Source organism: Acetobacter fabarum, assembly GCF_040702925.2.
GTDB lineage: Bacteria > Pseudomonadota > Alphaproteobacteria > Acetobacterales > Acetobacteraceae > Acetobacter > Acetobacter fabarum_B.
The window spans coordinates 68,735-87,288 of sequence record NZ_JBFCXX020000008.1; the positions used below are offsets into that span (position 1 = coordinate 68,735).

The 18,554-nt window shown below is 59.7% G+C and carries 17 protein-coding genes and 1 riboswitch; of the genes, 7 read left to right on the top strand and 10 right to left on the bottom strand.

Annotated features, from left to right (window positions below):
• Window positions 1-93: 93 nt before the first annotated feature.
• Window positions 94-1,044, bottom strand: a complete 951-nt coding sequence (locus AB2L51_RS08020) for a LysR substrate-binding domain-containing protein (RefSeq protein ID WP_395582394.1) — start codon at window positions 1,042-1,044, stop codon at window positions 94-96.
• A 166-nt stretch (window positions 1,045-1,210) separates the two neighbouring features.
• A riboswitch (cobalamin riboswitch) is annotated at window positions 1,211-1,433 on the top strand.
• Window positions 1,434-1,564: 131 nt separating this feature from the next.
• Here AB2L51_RS08020 and AB2L51_RS08025 point away from each other — a divergent pair.
• The 3 genes from AB2L51_RS08025 to AB2L51_RS08035 all read left to right on the top strand — a co-directional run bounded on the left by AB2L51_RS08025 (window position 1,565) and on the right by AB2L51_RS08035 (window position 4,369).
• On the top strand, window positions 1,565-3,214 hold the full coding sequence (locus AB2L51_RS08025; RefSeq protein WP_400921453.1) for a carbohydrate porin: 1,650 nt from the start codon (window positions 1,565-1,567) through the stop codon (window positions 3,212-3,214).
• Window positions 3,215-3,394: 180 nt separating this feature from the next.
• The gene (locus AB2L51_RS08030) at window positions 3,395-3,613 is read left to right on the top strand and encodes a CbtB domain-containing protein (protein ID WP_166117248.1); all 219 of its coding nucleotides are present in this window, start codon (window positions 3,395-3,397) and stop codon (window positions 3,611-3,613) included.
• 30 nt (window positions 3,614-3,643) lie between these two features.
• On the top strand, window positions 3,644-4,369 hold the full coding sequence (locus tag AB2L51_RS08035) for a CbtA family protein (RefSeq protein WP_395583033.1): 726 nt from the start codon (window positions 3,644-3,646) through the stop codon (window positions 4,367-4,369).
• Window positions 4,370-4,476: 107 nt separating this feature from the next.
• Here AB2L51_RS08035 and AB2L51_RS08040 read toward each other — a convergent pair whose 3' ends face one another.
• The 4 genes from AB2L51_RS08040 to AB2L51_RS08055 all read right to left on the bottom strand — a co-directional run bounded on the left by AB2L51_RS08040 (window position 4,477) and on the right by AB2L51_RS08055 (window position 8,049).
• On the bottom strand, window positions 4,477-6,150 hold the full coding sequence (locus AB2L51_RS08040) for a carbohydrate porin (RefSeq protein WP_400921457.1): 1,674 nt from the start codon (window positions 6,148-6,150) through the stop codon (window positions 4,477-4,479).
• Window positions 6,151-6,300: 150 nt separating this feature from the next.
• Window positions 6,301-6,822, bottom strand: coding sequence for an iron transporter (locus AB2L51_RS08045; RefSeq protein ID WP_395581980.1), 522 nt, complete (start codon window positions 6,820-6,822; stop codon window positions 6,301-6,303).
• 54 nt (window positions 6,823-6,876) lie between these two features.
• Entirely contained in the window at window positions 6,877-7,701 is an 825-nt protein-coding gene (locus AB2L51_RS08050) for an FTR1 family iron permease (protein WP_166113788.1), read from the bottom strand.
• Window positions 7,702-7,704: 3 nt separating this feature from the next.
• Window positions 7,705-8,049, bottom strand: a complete 345-nt coding sequence (locus AB2L51_RS08055) for a cupredoxin domain-containing protein (protein ID WP_395581979.1) — start codon at window positions 8,047-8,049, stop codon at window positions 7,705-7,707.
• A gap of 89 nt (window positions 8,050-8,138) precedes the next feature.
• Between AB2L51_RS08055 and AB2L51_RS08060 the strand changes: the two genes are divergently transcribed.
• On the top strand, window positions 8,139-8,669 hold the full coding sequence (locus AB2L51_RS08060) for a hypothetical protein (RefSeq protein WP_395581978.1): 531 nt from the start codon (window positions 8,139-8,141) through the stop codon (window positions 8,667-8,669).
• A gap of 83 nt (window positions 8,670-8,752) precedes the next feature.
• On the opposite strand, the gene thiC is transcribed toward AB2L51_RS08060, so the two are convergent.
• Window positions 8,753-10,615, bottom strand: coding sequence for a phosphomethylpyrimidine synthase ThiC (thiC, locus tag AB2L51_RS08065; RefSeq protein WP_395581977.1), 1,863 nt, complete (start codon window positions 10,613-10,615; stop codon window positions 8,753-8,755).
• A gap of 479 nt (window positions 10,616-11,094) precedes the next feature.
• Here thiC and AB2L51_RS08070 point away from each other — a divergent pair, with 479 nt between their 5' ends.
• On the top strand, window positions 11,095-12,597 hold the full coding sequence (locus AB2L51_RS08070; RefSeq protein WP_395581976.1) for a sugar porter family MFS transporter: 1,503 nt from the start codon (window positions 11,095-11,097) through the stop codon (window positions 12,595-12,597).
• Window positions 12,598-12,707: 110 nt separating this feature from the next.
• Here AB2L51_RS08070 and accC read toward each other — a convergent pair whose 3' ends face one another.
• The 3 genes from accC to aroQ are packed head-to-tail and all read right to left on the bottom strand — an operon-like array spanning window position 12,708 to window position 14,964.
• The gene (gene accC, locus AB2L51_RS08075; RefSeq protein WP_395581975.1) at window positions 12,708-14,051 is read right to left on the bottom strand and encodes an acetyl-CoA carboxylase biotin carboxylase subunit; all 1,344 of its coding nucleotides are present in this window, start codon (window positions 14,049-14,051) and stop codon (window positions 12,708-12,710) included.
• Entirely contained in the window at window positions 14,051-14,512 is a 462-nt protein-coding gene (locus AB2L51_RS08080) for an acetyl-CoA carboxylase biotin carboxyl carrier protein (RefSeq protein ID WP_395581974.1), read from the bottom strand. Before AB2L51_RS08080 ends, accC begins: the two co-directional genes overlap by 1 nt.
• The gene (aroQ, locus tag AB2L51_RS08085) at window positions 14,509-14,964 is read right to left on the bottom strand and encodes a type II 3-dehydroquinate dehydratase (RefSeq protein WP_395581973.1); all 456 of its coding nucleotides are present in this window, start codon (window positions 14,962-14,964) and stop codon (window positions 14,509-14,511) included. Before aroQ ends, AB2L51_RS08080 begins: the two co-directional genes overlap by 4 nt.
• A gap of 244 nt (window positions 14,965-15,208) precedes the next feature.
• Here aroQ and AB2L51_RS08090 point away from each other — a divergent pair, with 244 nt between their 5' ends.
• Window positions 15,209-15,811, top strand: coding sequence for a septal ring lytic transglycosylase RlpA family protein (locus AB2L51_RS08090; RefSeq protein ID WP_395581972.1), 603 nt, complete (start codon window positions 15,209-15,211; stop codon window positions 15,809-15,811).
• Window positions 15,812-15,859: 48 nt separating this feature from the next.
• Here AB2L51_RS08090 and AB2L51_RS08095 read toward each other — a convergent pair whose 3' ends face one another.
• Window positions 15,860-17,008, bottom strand: coding sequence for a YihY/virulence factor BrkB family protein (locus tag AB2L51_RS08095; RefSeq protein WP_395581971.1), 1,149 nt, complete (start codon window positions 17,006-17,008; stop codon window positions 15,860-15,862).
• A 346-nt stretch (window positions 17,009-17,354) separates the two neighbouring features.
• On the opposite strand from AB2L51_RS08095, the gene AB2L51_RS08100 reads away from it, so the two are divergent.
• On the top strand, window positions 17,355-18,485 hold the full coding sequence (locus AB2L51_RS08100) for a type III PLP-dependent enzyme (RefSeq protein WP_395581970.1): 1,131 nt from the start codon (window positions 17,355-17,357) through the stop codon (window positions 18,483-18,485).
• The last annotated feature ends 69 nt before the right edge of the window (window positions 18,486-18,554 follow it).

Below are 18,554 nucleotides of genomic sequence, written 5' to 3' on the forward strand. Positions count from 1 at the left end.
TATTGCACGCGGGGAGGCGCTTTTTTGGTGCCTGGGTGGTGATGAAAAATCAACACCCGATCAACCGGCGCCAGACCGCAACCTGCTGGCAGTTTACGCCGGAGGGGGCGGGATGGTGTCGGCCTCCTGCGCGACCTGTTCCATCAGCCAGATGCGGAAGGTGCGCAGGGAGGGTTTTTCCCACATCTGTTCGGAGGCGCGCAGCACGTAGGCCCCCAGCGGCGTGGCCTTGAGCGGGGTCTGTGTGGGTTGTACGCGCACCAGCCGCCCGCTCAGCAGGTCATCACCCAGCAGGAACGGGTTGCCAAGGGCTATGCCCTCCCCCGCGCGGGCGGCGGCCAGCGTAATATGGGCCTGCCATAGCCTGCCTGCGGTGGGAATAATGGCGGCATGGACCCCCTGCGCTGCAAACCAGCGCCGCCATTCCGTATCGTCCTCCTCATGCAGCAGGGGGGCGTCCAGCAGGTCTTCGGCTGTGTGGGGCTGGCCGCCAAGGGCCTGAAGGCACTGGGGCGATGCCACGGGAAAAACCGGGGGCCGCGCAATGACCATGTGCCGGATGGTGCGTGGTTCTGGCGTTGTGCTGCCATCGCGCACATAGCCGATCTGGGCATGGTTGGTGGATTCCACACCGCTGATGTGGAAGGCCGCACTGGCGTCCACCGAGCGGAGCTGCACCTCCATATGGGGGTGCAGTTTGCGAAAGGCGTAAAGCCGGGGCAGCAGCCAGTGGTAGGCGAACCCGTGTACGCAGGTCACGGTCAGGGGGGCTACGCGGTTGCGCATATCTGCCGTAGCCGTGGCCAAACCGTCCAGCAGGGGGGCTATGCGGTCGTAATAGGTCTGGCCTGCCTGGGTTAGTCCGCCGGTCGTCCTGTCCCGCAGGGTGATCCCGAGCGAGACTTCAAGATCGCGGATATGGCGGCTGATGGCGGCGTGGTCCACGCGCAGTTCCGTGGCTGCCCGCCGGATGCCACCCGTGCGGGCAAAGGTGACAAAGGCGTTCAGGGCGGACAGGGGGGGAATGCGGGAGCGTGGGTCCATGGGTCTGGTGTGCTGGGTCATGTCCGGCGGGGCTGGTCCGCCATTGGAGGGTAAATGGCCCAAAAAGCAAGCACCTGTCCCATGTTTGCCTCTGCCTGTGTTGGGGCGGTATGGCGCGTGGGTAGGGTTTTTGCATTGCAAATCGGGTAAGAGATGGGTTATTGCGCAATCCATTATAGCCAACGGTCCCGCGCAAGCGGAATAAAAGGGAATGCCGTATTCTCCCTCTGCGGGAGATCAGTCGGCGACTGCCCCCGCAACTGTAGGCGGAGAGTATCTGGCCCGAGCGGTGTTCTGCATCGCTGCCACTGGTTGCCTCGCAACCGGGAAGGTTGGGCCTGATGCGTTGATCCGCAAGTCAGGAGACCTGCCGTTGCCGCTCATGCCCTGATCGCCGGACGGGGGTGCCGGAGGTGGATGCTTGACCATGCGACTTTATTCCTGACCGTCTTTTTTCCCACAGGCACATTCCATTCAACAGCACGCCTCACTTTGGGGTGGGGAAAACAGGCTTGATTTCATGATTTTCTTACAAAAAACAGCCCGCAGGCGGTGGAGTCTGGCGCTTTTGTGCCAGTCCGTAAGCATTGCGGGCGTTCTGCTGCCCGCTGCGGCATTTGCGCAGAATGCGGAGACGCAGCTGGAGCAGGACCGCAGGCGCCTGGGCAATTCCGGCCCTCTGGTTTCCGAGGTGGACCCGGCTACGGTGCGTGACAGCATGCGCGCGGCAGAAGCCGCCGCCACCGCAAAAAATGACGAGGACCATCCCGACCTGAGCGACCACCTGCTGGGCAATATGTGGGGCGCGCGCGACTGGATGGGCCGCCATGGCGTAACCTTCGACCTTCAGGAAGTGGACGAACTGTGGGGCAATACCTCAGGCGGCACCGCATCCTCGGCCGACGGGCCGGATGGCTCGGGCACCGGACCCTCCTATAATGGTATGACCATGCCAACCCTGACCGTGGACATGGAAAAGTTCATCGGCCTCAAGGGCGGGATTTTCAACATCAGCGCGCTCCAGCTGCGGGGGCGCTCGATCTCGCAGGATCATCTGGCCGTGTTCAACCCCGCATCCGGGTTTGAGGCAGACCGCTCCACCCGCCTGTTCGAACTGTGGTACCAGCAGTCCTTTCTGGGCGGCAAGCTCGACGTCAAGATCGGGCAGCAGGATATGGATACCGAATTCCTGATCAGTAATTACGGCAGCCTGTATCTCAACGCCAACTTCGGCTGGCCCATGGCGCCATCGGTCAACCTGTATGGGGGAGGGCCGTCCTGGCCGCTGGCGTCGCCCGCCATCCGTATCCGCTACCGGCCCACGGACCAGTTTACCGTCATGTTCGCCGCAGCGGATGATAACCCGCCGGGCAACCGCTACAACTCCACCGCCATCCAGCAGGCCACGGGCTCGAACGCAGGGCAGACCAACGACCCGACCAGCCAGAACGCCAACAACAACGCCTCGGGCACCCAGTTCAACATGGGCACGGGGGCCCTGCTCATAACCGAGCTGCAATACGCCCTCAATCCCCAGCCCGATGACATGTCCAAGGTCACCAAAAACCCCGGCCTGCCCGGTATTTACAAGCTGGGTGGTTTTTACGACACCGCCAAGTTCGCCGATTACCGCTATAACAGGAACGGAGGCTCGCTGGGGGTTGCCGCGGCCAATGCGGCCAATGGGGGCGATGTGTCCCAGAGTGATCTGACCCCACGCTGGGACCGTGGCAACTGGATGGTTTACGGCATTGTGGACCAGATGCTCTGGCGGCCCTCGCTCCAGTCTCCCCAGTCAGTGGGTGTGTTCGTCCGCGCCACGGGCAATGGTGGGGACCGCAACCTGATCAGCTTTGCAATGGATGCGGGGATCAACCTCAAGGCCCCCTTCAAGGGGCGTGACAATGACACGCTCGGCGTGGGCTGGGGTATTGGCCGCACGTCCTACGGGCAGCGCCAGTTTGACCGGGATTATGGCAAGCACCCGCAGGCGAATGAAAACCATCTGGAAGTCACCTATCAGGCGCAGGTCATGCCCTGGTGGGTCATGCAGCCGGACTTCCAGTATGTCTGGAACCCTTCGGGCGGGGTTCCTCTCTCATGGGGGGACTCACCCAAACGCGTCGGAAACGAAGCCATCTTCGGACTCCACTCCAGTATCACTTTCTGATGACCCAGCAGGCAGGGGGAATGATGCAGGAGGATGGCGGCCCGTCGGTTAAAACTCTTGCCGTGTGATGCCATAATTCTATGATGCACCCACGACAACCATGAGAGTACGCAGTTTTTCTGACTGACCCGCACATGTTTTGCGTTGTGTCACCTTGCCAAGATAGAAAAGGATAACATCATGAACACATCCGTTCATACAAATGCCCCCGTACTGGTGGCTGATGCCGGGATCCCCCTGCGTGAGATTCTGCCCTGGGCCGTGTTCGGCCTGATCATGGCAGCACTGCTGATTTATTTTGTGGGTGCGGAACAGGGTGCCACCTCCCTTATTTCTGGTCATTCCGTGCATGAATTCGTGCATGACGGCCGCCACCTTCTTGGCTTTCCCTGCCATTAAATAACGAACTGTCAGGAAAGAACTCATCTCATGGTTGGTCGTCTTCTAGCCCGCGGCATGGTCGCGGGTATTGTGGCTGCGTTGTTGACCTTTGTGTTCGCCAAACTGTTTGGCGAGCCACAGGTGGCTCTGGCCATTGCCTTTGAAGCTGCACAGGACGCCGCAGCAGGTAACGCGCCCGAACCCGAACTGGTCAGCCGTTCGGTGCAGGCATCCTATGGCCTGCTGACCGCAGTGCTCATGTATGGCGCGGCATATGGTGGTGCGTTCGCCATTGTGTTTGCTCTGGCTTACAAACGCCTGAACCTGTCCAGCCCCCGTGTGTTGGCCCTGCTGCTTGCCGGGGTTGGTTTTTTAACCTTTGTCTTTATCCCCGACCTTAAATATCCGCCAACCCCCCCCGCTGTAGGGCTGGAGGAAACCATTGGTCTGCGCACGGGCATGTATTTTGCCATGGTGGGGCTTGCCATTGCCATTTCCATGATTTCGCTGCTGGTTGGTCGGGCTCTGGTTGCATCTCTGGGGTGCTGGAACGCGGTATTGTGCGGTATCGCTCTTGGTCTGGCGCTTGTGGTGGTTGCGCAGTTCGGCCTGCCAGACATTAACGAAGTACCGGGTAATTTTCCCGCCATTGTGCTCTGGCGCTTCCGCGAGGCGGCCATTGGCATGCAGCTTGTCATGTGGTCCACTCTGGGGCTGGTTTTTGGCGCACTGGCCGAAAAACTGTTGCAGTCCCCGCGTGCGCAGGCGCGCTAACGCAAAATACAGTCTTCATACAGGTATAAAAAAAGGGCCACGCATTTGCATGGCCCTTTTTTATTGGATCGTACGGCTTTGCCTGAACAGGCCATATGTCCGGCAGATCAGAAAGTGATACTGGAGTGGAGTCCGAAGATGGCTTCGTTTCCGACGCGTTTGGGTGAATCCCCCCATGAGAGGGGGACCCCGCCCGAAGGGTTCCAGACATACTGGAAGTCCGGCTGCATGACCCACCAGGGCATGACCTGCGCCTGATAGGTGACTTCCAGATGGTTTTCATTCGCCTGCGGGTGCTTGCCATAATCCCGGTCAAACTGGCGCTGCCCGTAGGACGTGCGGCCAATACCCCAGCCCACGCCGAGCGTGTCATTGTCACGCCCCTTGAAGGGGGCCTTGAGGTTGATCCCCGCATCCATTGCAAAGCTGATCAGGTTGCGGTCCCCACCATTGCCCGTGGCGCGGACGAACACACCCACTGACTGGGGAGACTGGAGCGAGGGCCGCCAGAGCATCTGGTCCACAATGCCGTAAACCATCCAGTTGCCACGGTCCCAGCGCGGGGTCAGATCACTCTGGGACACATCGCCCCCATTGGCCGCATTGGCCGCGGCAACCCCCAGCGAGCCTCCGTTCCTGTTATAGCGGTAATCGGCGAACTTGGCGGTGTCGTAAAAACCACCCAGCTTGTAAATACCGGGCAGGCCGGGGTTTTTGGTGACCTTGGACATGTCATCGGGCTGGGGATTGAGGGCGTATTGCAGCTCGGTTATGAGCAGGGCCCCCGTGCCCATGTTGAACTGGGTGCCCGAGGCGTTGTTGTTGGCGTTCTGGCTGGTCGGGTCGTTGGTCTGCCCTGCGTTCGAGCCCGTGGCCTGCTGGATGGCGGTGGAGTTGTAGCGGTTGCCCGGCGGGTTATCATCCGCTGCGGCGAACATGACGGTAAACTGGTCCGTGGGCCGGTAGCGGATACGGATGGCGGGCGACGCCAGCGGCCAGGACGGCCCTCCCCCATACAGGTTGACCGATGGCGCCATGGGCCAGCCGAAGTTGGCGTTGAGATACAGGCTGCCGTAATTACTGATCAGGAATTCGGTATCCATATCCTGCTGCCCGATCTTGACGTCGAGCTTGCCGCCCAGAAAGGACTGCTGGTACCACAGTTCGAACAGGCGGGTGGAGCGGTCTGCCTCAAACCCGGATGCGGGGTTGAACACGGCCAGATGATCCTGCGAGATCGAGCGCCCCCGCAGCTGGAGCGCGCTGATGTTGAAAATCCCGCCCTTGAGGCCGATGAACTTTTCCATGTCCACGGTCAGGGTTGGCATGGTCATACCGTTATAGGAGGGTCCGGTGCCCGAGCCATCCGGCCCGTCGGCCGAGGATGCGGTGCCGCCTGAGGTATTGCCCCACAGTTCGTCCACTTCCTGAAGGTCGAAGGTTACGCCATGGCGGCCCATCCAGTCGCGCGCGCCCCACATATTGCCCAGCAGGTGGTCGCTCAGGTCGGGATGGTCCTCGTCATTTTTTGCGGTGGCGGCGGCTTCTGCCGCGCGCATGCTGTCACGCACCGTAGCCGGGTCCACCTCGGAAACCAGAGGGCCGGAATTGCCCAGGCGCCTGCGGTCCTGCTCCAGCTGCGTCTCCGCATTCTGCGCAAATGCCGCTGTGCTGGAGAGTAGGGATAAGGTGAGAGATACAAAAACAGTTTTTGAAAACGCCCTGTTTTTATGCCTGTTACCAGGTGGTGTAAGGTGTGGCGCCAGACAGGAGATTGACATCGGGTTGCATCCTATATGCGAATAATTCTCAAATTCATTAATATGGGAATGGGGCATAAGTCAAATATGTTTTAATGACAACCGCGAAATATAAAAAAAGGGCAGGGATTTGATATAATCCATGCCCTTTTCACAAAAAATCAGAAAAAATTATTTCTGGGGGTAGTTAAACGTAAAGCTTTCGGTAAACGGCGCCCAAAAACCCGGCGTGCCGGTTTCCTTGTCGGTGTGATGCAGGAAGCCGTTGGTTTCGGGCGAGCTGTAGCGGAACATAACCGTATAGGTGCCCGGGCCATCCATTTTGACATTGTTGGCGTAGTGCGCACCATCTTTTGCAGTCATGGCGTGCAGAATACCTTCATTTTTCCAGTTGGAGCCCTTTTTGGTCAGGGTGTAATCCACGCCGATGTAGGGGATCCATGCACCATCGGGAAAACCCCAGGGATTATCGGCAGTTGCATGGACATCGGTTTCCAGATGGATGGTGTCCGGGCCCATGGCCATGTCCTTGGGCATGGGGGCCATTTCCACCCCGATCAGGTAGTTTGCGGCAATTTCCATATCGTGGGCCTGCACGGGGCCACCAATGGGGTATTCACGTGCCATGGCCGGAGCGGCATGGACGGCGGAAAGGGCGGTCAGAACGGAAAAGACTGTGATGCAACGCTTCATTTCAGGTCTCTATGATCAGAGGTGCCTCAGGCACAGGGTTGAGGAAGTGGGATTTTATGGTGAGGGGGAGGGGTGTGGGCGGGTGCGCACAAAGCGTTCTGTCGCCAGCAGGCATACAAGGGTCAGGCCCCAGACCAGAATCTGGACCCCTGTTGGCCTGTCGGTGTAACCGGCAAGGGCTTTGGCCGTGCGGCCGGCAAGGCTGCCATCGGACAACAGCCAGGATGTATCCCAGATGTCGTAACCCAGTGCCGGAATCAGGTCATCCGATGCGAGCAGGGCCGCGGCCTGAGAGGCCATGCCAGCCGCCAGAAGGGAGACCAGAATATTGGTAACGGCAAAAAGATGCCGCAAGGGAATAATGATCAGCCCGCGATACAGGGCATAAGATAGGGCGGCCCCCCCCAGAACACCCAGCAGACCACCGCTGAGCAGGGAAAACGCGCCAACATGGGTGGATACGGCAATACCATACAGGAACAGCACGACTTCCATCCCCTCGCGCAGCACGGCTACGGCCACCACAGTTGCCATGGCTCCAAGGGAGCGGCTGCCCGAAGAGACGGCAGCACCCATCTGCTGCATTTGCTGGGCGAGTTCGCGCCCGTGCCGGGCCATCCAGATGACGTGCCAGGAGAGCATGAGCACGGCCAGACACAGAATGGCGGCGGAAAAAATGTCCTGTCCATTGCCTGAAAATGCTGTGGAGAGCGCACCGGCAAAGGCCGCCGCAATGGCAGCACCCGCCACACCTGCGGCCACACCACCAGCCACCCACCAGCCACGTCCGGCAATACCCCGTGTTGCCGCAAGAACAATGCCAACAACCAGCCCGGCTTCTATAACTTCACGAAAAACAATGATCAGACTGCCAAGCATGGTTTACGGCTTTGCTTCTGCGGTGACTGTTCCCTTGGCCTGATCGGGGTGATAGTCATCAAAAAAAGTATAATGTCCGGGGTGTAGTGGGCCTGCGTGCACGCGAATTTTCGATCCGGGGACAATAATTTTTTCAAATTTCATGTCATAGCTCTCAAGCTCGTCTGTCGTGCTGTCCTGATTTTCCAGTTCAATGATAAACCGTTCACCAGCAGGCACGCTCAGATGCTCAGGTTCAAAATGGTGATCTTTAAGTGTAAGATGAAAAACGGTTTGCGCCTGAGCCTGTAAGGGAGGAAAAAGATACATCCCGGTTAAAAGGGGGAAGGCCGCAAAAAGCCGTTTCATTTTCTGATTCTCCGCATGTCTTGACTGTTTGGGTTAGTGAGAATCATTATTAAAGTCAATGTTTATAGCGATCGGTGAATTGTAAGCTCATGTCAAACCATCCTCTGGCTTTTATGCGTCTGCCAACCGACCTGCTTATGGTGCTTGATAGCCGGACGTTCCATTTCTGGTTCCAGCCGGTGCATTATCTGGTCAGAATGCTGCATATTCTGAGCATGGGCGGGTTTTTCGGGATGGAGCTGCTGTTCGCGCTCGCTGTTGTCCAGCAGATGGACAGGGATGCGCTGGTCAGGCTTTCACGTTTTATGCTGCGTCCGTTGCATATTAGCTATGCCATAGCCATGATCACTGGCTTCGCCCTGTTTTTTTACGATCCAGTGCATATTGGCGCACGTGCCTATATCACGCCCAAGCTGCTGGCGCTGGTTTTGTCGGGGCTGCTGGAATGGTACGGTCACAAGGCCCTGTACTGGCCGATCATGAAGGGACGGGACGAAAAAGTTTCCTTGTGGTGCAAGGTGTTTTGTTTTTCCGCCTGCCTGGTCTGGGTGGCGGTTATCGTGTTCTCGTGCCTGAATTCAGAAGGCGTGCCAAAAGTGTTTCTGCGGCATTATTTTTAACGGAATGTGTCAAAAAATATGGAGAACAGGCAAACCCATTCTCCATATTTATAAATATTCAGGCAGTTATACGCCGGCATACCTTATTCGGCGGCAACATACACCTTGCCGCCTGCCTGCCGGAATTCCTTATTCTTCTGTTCAATGCCCGCAAGGCGCGCGGCATCTTCCTTCAGGTCCTGGCTGATGCGCATGGAGCAGAACTTGGGACCACACATGGAGCAGAAATGCGCCGTCTTGTGTGCATCACGCGGCATGGTTTCGTCATGGTACGCGCAGGCCGTATCGGGGTCGAGCGAGAGGTTGAACTGGTCCTCCCAGCGGAAGGAAAAGCGTGCGCGGCTCAGGGCGTCATCACGCAGCTTGGCCCCCGGGTGCCCCTTGGCCAGATCGGCCGCATGGGCGGCAATGCGGTAGGTGATCACCCCGGTTTTGACATCGTTCCGGTCGGGCAGGCCCAGATGCTCCTTGGGGGTAACGTAGCAGAGCATGGATGTGCCGAACCAGCCGATCATGGCCGCCCCGATAGCCGAGGTAATGTGGTCGTAGCCGGGGGCAATGTCGGTTGTTAACGGACCAAGCGTGTAGAACGGGGCTTCGTCACATTCGCGCAGTTGCTTGTCCATGTTCTCCTTGATCTTGTGCATGGGCACATGGCCCGGCCCTTCGATCATGACCTGACAGCCTTTGGCCCATGCCATCTTGGTCAGCTCGCCCAGTGTTTCCAGCTCGGCAAACTGTGCGGCGTCGTTGGCATCCGCAATGCTGCCCGGGCGCAGGCCATCACCGAGGGAGAAGGACACGTCATACGCACGCATGATGTCGCAGATGTCTTCAAAATGTTCGTACAGAAAGCTTTCGCGGTGGCCGTTCAGGCACCAGCTCGCCATGATGGACCCCCCGCGCGAGACAATGCCCGTGACGCGGTTGGCGGTCAGCGGCACGTGTTGCAGGCGCACACCGGCATGAATGGTAAAGTAGTCCACGCCCTGTTCGGCCTGCTCGATCAGCGTATCGCGGAAGACCTCCCAGTTCAGTTGGCTTACATCTCCGCCCACTTTTTCCAGCGCCTGATACAGCGGCACCGTGCCAATGGGGGTGGGGGCGTTACGCAGGATCCAGTCGCGGATGTTGTGGATGTTGCGGCCCGTGGACAGGTCCATGACCGTATCGGCACCCCAGCGGATGGACCAGACCAGTTTTTCCACTTCATCCGCGGCGGAGGAGGTAATGGCCGAATTGCCGATATTGGCGTTGACCTTGACCAGAAAATTGCGCCCGATCACGACCGGCTCAAGCTCGGGGTGGTTGATGTTGGCCGGAATAATGGCGCGCCCGCGTGCAATTTCTTCCCGCACGAAGTCAGGGGTCACAAACTCGGGCAGGGCGGCGTTAAAGGAGTTGCCGTCCCCGAGCTGTGCTGCGGCATCGTCCAGCGCCTTCTGGCGGCCCAGATTTTCGCGGTGCGCCACATAGATCATTTCCTCGGTAATGATCCCGGCTTTGGCGAATTCATACTGGGTAACGGGTTTGCCCTCTGCACCCTTGAGCACCGTGTGCGGGGCCGGGCAGGGCTGGACCAGATAGCTGCCCTCGGCCCCGCCGTTGTCTTCCGGGCGGATGCTGCGCGGGGTTGTGGCGGTCAGGCTGCGTTTGGCAAGCCATGCGCTGCGCAGTTTGGGCAGGCCCGTGCGCACATCAATTCTGGCGGTGTGGTCCGTGTAAGGGCCGGACGTATCGTACACCCGCAGGGGCGGCTCGTTGGCTGCCGGGTCGAGTGCGATCTCACGGAACGGCACGCGGATTTCGGGGTGCCCATCGGGGCTGGAATACACCTTGCGCGACCCGCGGATGGGGCCAGTGGTGACCTGCCCGGGGGCTGGGGCAGCCGTGTTGGCCGGTTTGGGGTTGCCGCCCTGTGTGGGCTGTGTGGTGGTGGCAGACATGCTTCAAAGTCTCCTCAGGCGCGAGGAGGACAGGCCCGTACGATAAGGAGTGCGACCACTGCTGGCAACGCCACGCGCAGACTGGCGGGGCGTTTGTTCCTTAACAGGCACCAGTCCCTCCGCCGGTATGAGCCGGATCAGGTTCCCCGCCAGAACCTTATGTTGCTGGCGGCAGGGTCGCCACGGTGCCCTGCGATGGACGCAGTGCAAAAAGTGGCCTCTCAGTTCCTTGGCCCGGAACCCCCCTTGGTTATGTGCAAGCAGATAGCCAGAGGTGTGCCTGTGTCAAGCATTTACACCAATATGTGACCCAATGCAGGGGACAGACACGGGAAATGCATAAAAGGAAAAGGGGCAGGAGGGCCGTAAAACGCGGCTTTTGCCATGTGTCTGGTGAATGGCATGCACCATCCCACATACCACGATAAATAGAAATTAGTAAGATATGCAAGTTTTTTCGAGTATGTCATGATTGTCTCATGCAGACAGAAAGAAATAAAACGCTTGATGCGGTAAAAAATCTCGAAATATCCCCGCGCGCTCATTACGTCTTGTGGATAGCGGCATTTGTGTCTGCCATATGCGGTGGTCTTTACGGATACGATACGGGAATTATTTCCGGCGCACTCCTCCTTATTGCCAAGGACTTCCATTTAACCTCCGTGCAGGAGGAAATGGTCACCTCGGCCATTCTGGTCGGGGCGGTTATTGGGGCTGTTGGGGTTTCCTGGTTTTCCGAGCGGTACGGTCGCCGGATTTCGGTCATGCTGGTTACAGCGGTGTTCGTGCTGGGGGCTATTGCCTGCGCTTATGCTTCAAGCGTGACCATGCTGGTGATCGACCGCGTGTTCCTTGGCTTTGCGGTAGGCGGGTCCACGCAGGTGGTGCCGACCTATATTTCGGAACTTGCCCCCGCGGCCAGGCGCGGTAACCTGGTGACGTTATTCAACGTGGCCATTGGTATTGGCATTTTCATGGCCAATCTTGTGGGCTTTACCATGCGGGATGCATGGGGCTGGCGGCCGATGATCGCCATTGCCGCCATTCCCGCGGCCGTGGTGTTCGTGAGCATGTTCTTCCTGCCCAAAAGCCCCCGCTGGGTGGCCGAAAACGAGGGCATGGTTTCTGCCGTCAAGCAGCTTGGGCGCGTGCGCACATCGCGCAAGGTCATCCAGCGTGAGATCAGCGAAATCCGCAAGAACGTGCTGGGCATGGATGAGGATGAACGGGGCTGGAAAGGTCTGCGCCTCCCCTGGGTGCGTCCAGCACTGGTGGCGGCACTGGGCATTGCGTTCTTTACGCAGGCCGGTGGTCTGGAGATGATGATCTACTATACCCCGACCTTCCTTTCGGATGCCGGGTTCAACAGTTCATCCGCTCTGCTGACCAGCCTTGGCGTTGCCATGGTCTATCTGGTCATGACCCTGCTGGGCTGCCTGTTCGTGGACCGTATTGGTCGCCGCCGTCTGGTGCTGGTCATGGGGCCGGGGTCCGTGCTCAGCCTGATCGGGCTTGGCGTCATGTTTGCCCTGCACCCCGATAAGGGCAGTGTCGGGAGCTGGATGATCGTTGTATTCCTGCTGCTGTTCATGGTGTTCAATTCTGGTGGTATTCAGGTCGTGGGTTGGCTGCTTGGGGCGGAACTGTTCCCCCTGCCCATGCGTGCGGTTGCCACCAGCCTGCATGCCGCCGTGCTGTGGGGGGCCGATCTGCTGGTAACGGCAACAGCGCTCTCTCTGGTTCAGCTGGTTTCCCTTGGCGGAACAATGTGGATTTATGCCGGGGTTAATCTGGCGTCGGTTGTTTTTGTCTATTTCTGCGTGCCCGAAACCAGTGGGGCCACGCTGGAAGATATTGAGATGGCCCTGCGTGATGGTGAGTTTGTGCCACGGGCCCGGAACAACTACGCCATTCCCCAGTATGAGGTGGATGAGGAGGGGTCTTCCCCCGCCCCCATCCAGCAGGCCAGCCGCCCGGCCTGAAAGTGCGATAACCGTGCCCCCTGCCGCCATGTACGGTGGGAGGCTCACAGAAAAGGCCGGTCCAGAGTATGGACCGGCCTTTTTGCATAAGCTGTTCGGCTTGTGGCGGCTTAGTGCGTGCGCGCCATAAACTGTTCCAGCCAGTGAATGGTGTATTCCCCGCTCTGGAAAGCAGGGTCTTCCAGAATGGCGCGGTGGAGTGGAATGACGGTTTTAATCCCTTCCACCACAAACTCGTCCAGTGCGCGCTGCATGCGGGCAATGGCCAGCGCGCGCGTGGGGGCATGGACGATCAGCTTGGCAATCATGCTGTCGTAGTACGGGGGAACGCGGTAACCGGTATAGAGTGCGCTATCCACCCGCACACCCAGACCACCGGGAGGATGGTACACCGCCACGGTGCCGGGGCAGGGGGCAAAGGTAGCGGGGTCTTCGGCGTTAATGCGGCATTCAATGGCATGGCCGGAGAATGTGACATCCGCCTGCGTGTAACCAAGCTGTTCGCCTGCTGCCAGACGGATCTGCTCGCGCACCAGATCCACATCGCACACCATTTCGGTAATGGGGTGTTCGACTTGGAGGCGGGTGTTCATTTCAATAAAGCAGAACTGTCCGTCCTGATACAGGAACTCCAGCGTGCCCGCGTTACGGTAGCCCATGCGCGAGAGCGCTTCGGTTGCCGTGCGGCCAATGGTGTCGCGCTGTTCGGTGGAAATGGCGGGGGAGCCCGCTTCTTCCAGCACTTTCTGGTGGCGGCGCTGGAGCGAGCAGTCACGCTCGCCAAAATGGACCACGTTCCCGTAATTGTCGCCCAGAATCTGGAGTTCGATATGGCGCGGGCGGTCCATGTATTTTTCCATGTACACCGCATCGTTGCCAAAAGCTGCGCGCGCTTCGGTGCGGGCCATGCTCCATGCATCGGACAGTTCATCGGCGGAGTGGGCGACCTTCATGCCGCGCCCACCACCACCGGCGGCGGCCTTGATCAGCACAGGGTAGCCAACGCGGCTGGCCACTTCGTATGCTTCCTCAAGGTTGGCCAGTTCCCCGTCCGAGCCGGGGACCAGTGGCACGCCAAGGGCGAGCATGGTGGTTTTGGCGGTAATCTTATCGCCCATCATGCGGATATGCTCCGCCGTGGGGCCAATGAAGACCAGACCGTGGGCTTCCACCGTTTCGGCAAAATCCGCGTTTTCGGACAGGAAGCCGTAGCCGGGGTGAATGGCTTCCGCCCCGGTTATGGTCGCAGCGGACAGGATGGCCGCCACATTCAGGTACGAATCGCGCGAGGAGGCCGGGCCAATGCACACGGCCTCATCCGCCAGACGCACATGCATGGCATCGGCATCAGCGGTGGAATGGACCGCCACGGTTTTGATCCCGAGTTCCCGGCAGGCGCGCAGGATACGCAGGGCGATCTCGCCACGGTTGGCGATAAGGATTTTGGAGAACATTACTCGATAATGACGAGTGGCTGGCCAAATTCGACCGGGTCGCCCGAAGTCACCAGAATGGCCTTGAGCGTGCCGCCCCTGGGAGCCTTGATCTGGTTGAAGGTCTTCATCGCTTCAATCAGCATCAGGGTCTGCCCTGCGGTTACGATCTGCCCTTCGCTCACAAACGGGGCGGAGGACGGGTCGGGCGTCAGGTAGGCCACGCCCACCATGGGGCTGGGCACCGCACCGGGATGGCGGGAGAAGTCAGCCGGGGCGGCACTTTCCCCAGCTGCGGGGGCTGCGGCCACGGGGGCGACAGGGGCCACCGGCGCGGGGGCTGCTGCCTGCACGGTTGCGGGGGCACGGGCCACGCGAATGCGGCGGTCTTTTTCAGACACCTCAATTTCGGTCAGTCCGGTTTCAGTCAGAATTTCGGCCAGAGCCCGAATGGCATCCGCGTCCACGAGCAGTCCGCTCATTGGTCATCCTCATCCAGAATAAGATCAGTCATTGCCTGCAGGGCCAGAGAATACCCGCCAACGCCCAGCCCGCAGATAACGCCGCTGGCGGCGCGCGAAACGTAGGAGTGGTGGCGGAATGGCTCGCGACGGTGAATGTTGGAGATATGGACCTCAATTACCGGCAGGTCCGTAGCCAGCAGTGCATCCAGCAGGGCGATGGACGTATGGGTATATCCTGCGGGATTGATAATAATGCCTTTGGCCCGCCTGCGGCACTCCTGCACCCAGGAGATCAGCTCGCCTTCAATGTTGGTCTGGCGGAAGTCTATGGCCAGTCCCAGCTTCTCGGCGGTCTGAAGGCACAGCTGTTCCACGTCGTCCAGCGTCGCCCGCCCGTAGATTTCGGGCTGGCGCTGGCCGAGCATGTTCAGGTTGGGGCCGTTCAGCACAGCAATGAGAGGTCTTTCCATGACAGACGGGGCCGTAGCACGATGCGCCTGCGTATCTCAAGAGAAAGCGGCACGAAAAGTGGCTCCATACCCCCCGATCCTGCGTTTTGCCTTGAATGTGAGGGGGCAGGTGCGTCATATTTTTGCCATGTGGGCGGGCAATACAGGGTGGGCTACCCCACGTGGTGGTCGAAAAAGGTTGCCTTTGGGTGGTTAAAGCGCCCATTAAGGAATGGTCTATTACGGAAACGGAGTTAACAGGCGGATGTCAGCCCTGCGCCGGGCACTTCTTGGAAGTGTATTTGTCACAACCTCTTTGTTTGCGCTCCCTTCGGCCCATGCGGCCACGGCGGAGGCGTCGAGTGGCACTGCATGGGCCGAGTCCGTGCAAAAAGCCCTTGCCGCGCGCGATGCGCAGGATGTGACCAATGCTGACCCCGTCTCTGGCCACAAGGCCTCCCAAAAGGGGATGGCAAGCTGGTATGGCGCGCGCCAGCACCTGCGGCGCACATCCTCGGGCATAAAGTTTGACCGGAACCGCCTGACCGCCGCCCACCCCACGGCTCCTCTTGGCAGCAAGCTGCTTGTCACATCGGAAGAGACCGGCCGCTCCGTTGTTGTAACGGTGAATGATCGCGGGCCTTACAGTCAGGGGCGGATTATTGATCTTTCACAGGCCGCCGCCGCCCGGATTGGCATGCTGAACACGGGTGTCGCGCATGTGAGTGTGCAGGCTGCAACACCGGAGGAAGTGGCCGCCGCGCCTGAGACAGGCACGTCTTCCACCTTGAGCGCATCGCCCAAACAACAGTCTGGCAAGCATGGTCGCCCGCTGCACCTCCAGCGCAAGCGCTTTGGTCACCCGTAAATAATTTAAAGTGCGTCACGGCCCGGTCGGGCCGGGCGTGCAGCTTGTTTACAGGTCCGCGCGTGGTGCCTGAGGGCAATCCGTTGGTGTTGCAGGCTTGCTGGCCAGCATGGAATCGGTTTCGGGGGGATGGATAAGCCCCAGAGCATACCCCTCCATCTGGGCATTCAGTTCCGCCCCCATCAGCACCACCCATGCGGTGACAAAAAACCACATCATGATGGCGATAAACGCGCCCAGTGGCCCGTAGGTCGCGTTGTAGCTGGCCAGATGCGCCACGTAGTATGAGAATCCGAGCGAGGCTATGATCCACGTAATGGTGGAGGTCAGCGCACCGGGCAGCACCCAGCGCCATTGGGTACGCCGCTTGCGGTCCGGGCCAAAACGGTACAGGGCCGACAGGGCCAGCGTTTCAAACGTAAACATGACCACCGGCCCGCTCCACCGGGCCAGAAACTCGATGGAGCCGGGCGGGGTGGGAATATGCAGGATGGCGGGCAGCGTTAAAAACAGCGGCATGGCCACCAGCAGGGCCAGTGTGAGCACAGCGCCCAGAATGCCAGACAGGGTCATGGCGAAGGCGGTGGCCTGAAAGACCAGAAAATTCCGGTTCTCGCGCGTGTTGTAGGCAATGTTCAGGGCCGACAGGATGGAGCGCGTGGCGGCCGATGCCGACCACAACGCAACCGAGAGCGAGATGATCAGGTTTACGGTCAGGGAGGACGGCGGCTCGGCCACCAGTGTCTGCACCCGCTCATAGAGCAGGTTGAAGGCGCTGGGGGGCAGCAGGTTGCGCAGGATATCCATCTGCGGGGCCACGGTCTGCACGTCAAACACCAGCCCGTAAATGGAGATCATGGCGCTAATGGCGGGGAACAGCGAGAGGGTGGTATAGAACGCGCACCCCGCAGCCACCAGAGTTGTCGGCCCGAACACAAGGTTCTTGACCGTGTTGGAGAGAATGGTCCGCCAGTCCCCGCGGCTCATGACCCAGGGGCTTGCAAAGCGCAGCCTGGCGACCTGAGTGGGCGCATCGTGCCCGGTACGACGGGGGAGCGGGGAACGGTCCGACTGCCAGAGAGCCTGCATGAATCCAGAAAAATCCTTGATCTGTGGTCCGGCCCGATTGCGGTATCGGGCGTTCCACGTGCGCACCATGGATTCGGCCAGCGGGGGGCCGGTTGTGGAGTCTGGCAAGGTTTACTTCACAATGGGGCGCACTAAAGATTTTGCGTGAAAAAGCAGGAGAAAAGCGTGAAGCAACCGTAATGTTTCCAAGTCTTATCGGGGCTTGGGGGGGTATGCCAAGTTTTTTTGGTTTGTCTGGATTTTTTACTTGCGCTTGTGTCGGTTTGGCCGCATATGCACGCCCCTACGCAGCAACGCACGTGCCACTGGCCCTCTGAGGTTACGCAACGACGTCAAGCGTTCTGGCTAATCCGGACCTCTTTGCAGGTCTGCCTTTCGCTGGTCCGTTAGACCGTTTCGCAACGTCCTTCTCCGCTGTGCAGGCGGGGGAGCCTGATACTGGGGGAGTGGGGACATGAATCCCAAAATCACCCGTTTTCTTGCCGAACAAAAACCGGCAACGCCCTGCCTTGTCGTCGATGTTGACCAGGTGGAAGCCCGTTATCGCGCGCTGGGCAAGGCTCTGCCGCTCGCGCGCATTTACTATGCCGTCAAGGCCAACCCGGCCATGCCGATCCTGACCCGTCTGGTCGGGCTTGGCTCCTGCTTTGATGCCGCATCCTGGGAGGAAGTCTCCCTCTGTCTTGAGGCAGGGGCGGACCCTGAGGATATTTCCTTTGGCAACACGGTTAAAAAAGTGTCTGCCATTCAGGCAGCCTACAGGGCTGGCGTGCGCATGTTCGTGTTTGACTGCCGCGAAGAGCTGGAAAAAATTGCCCAGCACGCACCGGGCAGCCGCGTGTACTGCCGCCTGCTGGTGGACAATTACGATGCGGAATGGCCGCTCTCACGCAAGTTTGGCACCACGGTTGAATCCGCACGGGACCTGATGCTTGAGGCCCGCGCGCTGGGGCTGGACCCGTATGGCCTGTCCTTCCATGTCGGGTCGCAGCAGCTTTCGGCCGAGGCTTACGAAGCCGCCATTGCCCGCGTGGCCAGCCTGTTTACGGACCTGAGCGATGCCGGGCTGGACCTGCGGATGATCAATCTCGGTGGGGGTTTTCCCATCCGTTACCGCGAGGATGTGCCCGAGATCGACCATTTTGCCGGGGCGATCTGCCGCGCCATGACCGAGCATTTTGGCAATGCGCTGCCGGAAATGCTGGTCGAGCCGGGCCGTTTTATTGTGGGCGAGGCAGGCGTTGTGCATACCGAGGTGGTGCTGGTGAGCGCACGTGGCCGGCAGGACGGGCCACGCTGGGTTTATCTGGACATCGGGCGTTTTGGTGGTCTGGCGGAAACGGAGGGCGAATCCATCCGCTACGCCATTCGCACCGCGCGTGATGGCTCCCCCACGGGGCCGGTGGCGCTGGCGGGACCAACCTGCGACGGGGCGGATATCCTGTACGAAAAAAGCCATTACGACCTGCCGCTGGACCTGCGCTCGGGCGAACAGATCGACCTGCTGGGGACGGGGGCTTACGTTTCCACCTACTGCTCGACCCGCTTTAACGGCTTTGCGCCCCTGAGCGAGTATTACATCTGAGCACACGCCTTACGGGGTGTTCAGCTAGTGGTTTTTCCCTTCCTCCGCCGGGTTGTGCTGGCCCGGTGG

Coding starts and splice junctions, on each gene's coding strand:
- AB2L51_RS08080 (WP_395581974.1), bottom strand. CDS start 14,512: ATGAGCGGACTGCTCGTGGACGCGGATGCCATTCGGGCTCTGGCCGAA.
- AB2L51_RS08035 (WP_395583033.1), top strand. CDS start 3,644: ATGGTTGGTCGTCTTCTAGCCCGCGGCATGGTCGCGGGTATTGTGGCT.
- AB2L51_RS08020 (WP_395582394.1), bottom strand. CDS start 1,044: ATGGACCCACGCTCCCGCATTCCCCCCCTGTCCGCCCTGAACGCCTTT.
- AB2L51_RS08030 (WP_166117248.1), top strand. CDS start 3,395: ATGAACACATCCGTTCATACAAATGCCCCCGTACTGGTGGCTGATGCC.
- AB2L51_RS08040 (WP_400921457.1), bottom strand. CDS start 6,150: ATGTCAATCTCCTGTCTGGCGCCACACCTTACACCACCTGGTAACAGG.
- AB2L51_RS08070 (WP_395581976.1), top strand. CDS start 11,095: ATGCAGACAGAAAGAAATAAAACGCTTGATGCGGTAAAAAATCTCGAA.
- AB2L51_RS08090 (WP_395581972.1), top strand. CDS start 15,209: ATGTCAGCCCTGCGCCGGGCACTTCTTGGAAGTGTATTTGTCACAACC.
- AB2L51_RS08060 (WP_395581978.1), top strand. CDS start 8,139: ATGTCAAACCATCCTCTGGCTTTTATGCGTCTGCCAACCGACCTGCTT.
- AB2L51_RS08025 (WP_400921453.1), top strand. CDS start 1,565: ATGATTTTCTTACAAAAAACAGCCCGCAGGCGGTGGAGTCTGGCGCTT.
- AB2L51_RS08055 (WP_395581979.1), bottom strand. CDS start 8,049: ATGAAACGGCTTTTTGCGGCCTTCCCCCTTTTAACCGGGATGTATCTT.
- accC (WP_395581975.1), bottom strand. CDS start 14,051: ATGTTCTCCAAAATCCTTATCGCCAACCGTGGCGAGATCGCCCTGCGT.
- AB2L51_RS08100 (WP_395581970.1), top strand. CDS start 17,355: ATGAATCCCAAAATCACCCGTTTTCTTGCCGAACAAAAACCGGCAACG.
- AB2L51_RS08045 (WP_395581980.1), bottom strand. CDS start 6,822: ATGAAGCGTTGCATCACAGTCTTTTCCGTTCTGACCGCCCTTTCCGCC.
- AB2L51_RS08050 (WP_166113788.1), bottom strand. CDS start 7,701: ATGCTTGGCAGTCTGATCATTGTTTTTCGTGAAGTTATAGAAGCCGGG.
- thiC (WP_395581977.1), bottom strand. CDS start 10,615: ATGTCTGCCACCACCACACAGCCCACACAGGGCGGCAACCCCAAACCG.
- aroQ (WP_395581973.1), bottom strand. CDS start 14,964: ATGGAAAGACCTCTCATTGCTGTGCTGAACGGCCCCAACCTGAACATG.